The sequence below is a fragment of the Porphyromonas sp. CAG:1061 genome (assembly GCF_000435035.1).
Taxonomy (GTDB): Bacteria; Bacteroidota; Bacteroidia; order Bacteroidales; family Porphyromonadaceae; genus Porphyromonas_A; species Porphyromonas_A somerae.
Map to the genome: position 1 here is coordinate 1 of NZ_HF988949.1, position 1,540 is coordinate 1,540.

Consider the following 1,540-nt stretch of genomic DNA (forward strand, 5'->3'; position numbering starts at 1 on the left):
TAGCTGAATGGCACCCTGTCGGATGCTTTTTTTTACTCACGTCCGACCTGTCCGACTCGTCCGACTTGTCTGACTTGTCCGATTAGGTACCCGCTTTCTTAGAAGTAGCGGGCACTCTTCACCATCTCCACCGCCTTGCGGATAGAGTCCAGTCCAAACGTCTCAGGGTCCAGCTCACTAAATGGGATCGCCTTCAGTTCGGCCACATCATCGCCCCCTACACCAATGTAAGGATCCAACGACTCTACCGCCATATGGAATACCATATCCACCGTATGGACCTCAAAACCCGAATAAAGATAGATATTGGGAAGTGAGAAAAGATACCTCAATGGATCCACAATACCTCCCCTCAGCCCTGATAGGGCAGAGATTCGTGTCTCCTCCTTGATCTCACGTGCCATTCCCTCCTCTGCCGTCTCATATGGGTCAATAAACCCTCCAGGCAAGTCATAAGTGCCCTTGGCAGGATCCGCACCACGCACTGCCACCAATACCCGATTCAGTTTGTCGGTTATGAAGCAGGTGCAAGCAGCAGAGGGATTAAAATAATAGGTAAATCCGCATCCTCCGCACCTCTTCGCCTTGGCATTCTCCACCTTAAATTGGTCACTGCCACACTTCGGACAATAACCAAAGTCGGCCAAAGGGTGCTTGTGCTCCTTCATCGCTTTACTCACATGTGTACTCATAGCTTATTCCAATTTATAAATATTTCAAAGTGATTCTCCATAAATAGTTCTCATCGTACCTTCCCCCTCAATTCAATATAAATAGCACCAAGTCTGGCAATATCTCTTCACTACTCCCCTCATCTCCATACATTCCTTTGCTACGGGCATCGCACCGTCTGAGATACTTGATGATATCCACCACCTTCACCGCAGAGTAGTTGCGCAACCCCGCCATATACTCCTTCACAAAGAACTTACTCGATAGTCCCAATGCCCGCATCACACTCCCTTCATCTTGCCGATTTGGAGCATAAAAAGCAATCAGCAGATTGGCAAAGTAATTAAATAGCTGAGGCAAGATCATTTGTATCGGAGCCCGCTTTTCATCATTTCCCAAGGCTTGCGCAATCCGCATCGACTCGCCCACCTGCCGATAGGCCAATGCCGTCCCAAGCGCAAAGACCGAATACTCCCTTCCGAAGGTCAAAGACCGAATACTCCTTAGACCAACCAGTATAAGCCTGTACCATCTCCGCCGTCACCGCACTCCTAGCCTCAAGAGGTAAGGCAGTAGCCAACTTCTCCAACTCGCTATCCATTCGCTGAAGGTCGGCACCCATCCGATTAGCCACCATCTGAATAGCCGCAGGATTGAGCCGCAGTCCATGGGTCTCAGCCATAGGAGCAATATAGGGCTCCAAACGATAGTCCTTGATCCGTGGACTTTCCACCAAAAGAGCCGACTTCTCCAATTGCTTCACCCAGGCATGACCACGATTCAGTCGCTTTCCCCCCTTGATCGACACCACCAAAATCAGATGAGGATTGGGGTGCGTCACCAAGCTCACCAAAGCAGAGAGTGGCGG

General features: G+C 49.9%; 3 protein-coding genes. All 3 read right to left on the minus strand.

Annotated elements, in window-relative coordinates:
* Window positions 1-98: 98 nt before the first annotated feature.
* The gene (locus QVO39_RS08355) at window positions 99-692 is read right to left on the minus strand and encodes an NUDIX hydrolase (protein ID WP_021903786.1); all 594 of its coding nucleotides are present in this window, start codon (window positions 690-692) and stop codon (window positions 99-101) included.
* Between the two features lie 67 nt (window positions 693-759).
* Window positions 760-1,089, minus strand: coding sequence for a DNA polymerase III subunit delta (locus tag QVO39_RS08360; protein WP_288171949.1), 330 nt, complete (start codon window positions 1,087-1,089; stop codon window positions 760-762).
* Window positions 1,061-1,540 (minus strand): DNA polymerase III subunit delta (gene holA, locus QVO39_RS08365; RefSeq protein ID WP_353867189.1); only part of this gene is annotated, 480 nt, incomplete at its 5' end. The genes QVO39_RS08360 and holA, both read right to left, overlap by 29 nt.

Bases quoted from the DNA above. Each gene is read 5' to 3' on its own strand.
- QVO39_RS08355 (WP_021903786.1), bottom strand. From the start codon at position 692: ATGAGTACACATGTGAGTAAAGCGATGAAGGAGCACAAGCACCCTTTG.
- QVO39_RS08360 (WP_288171949.1), bottom strand. From the start codon at position 1,089: ATGCGGATTGCGCAAGCCTTGGGAAATGATGAAAAGCGGGCTCCGATA.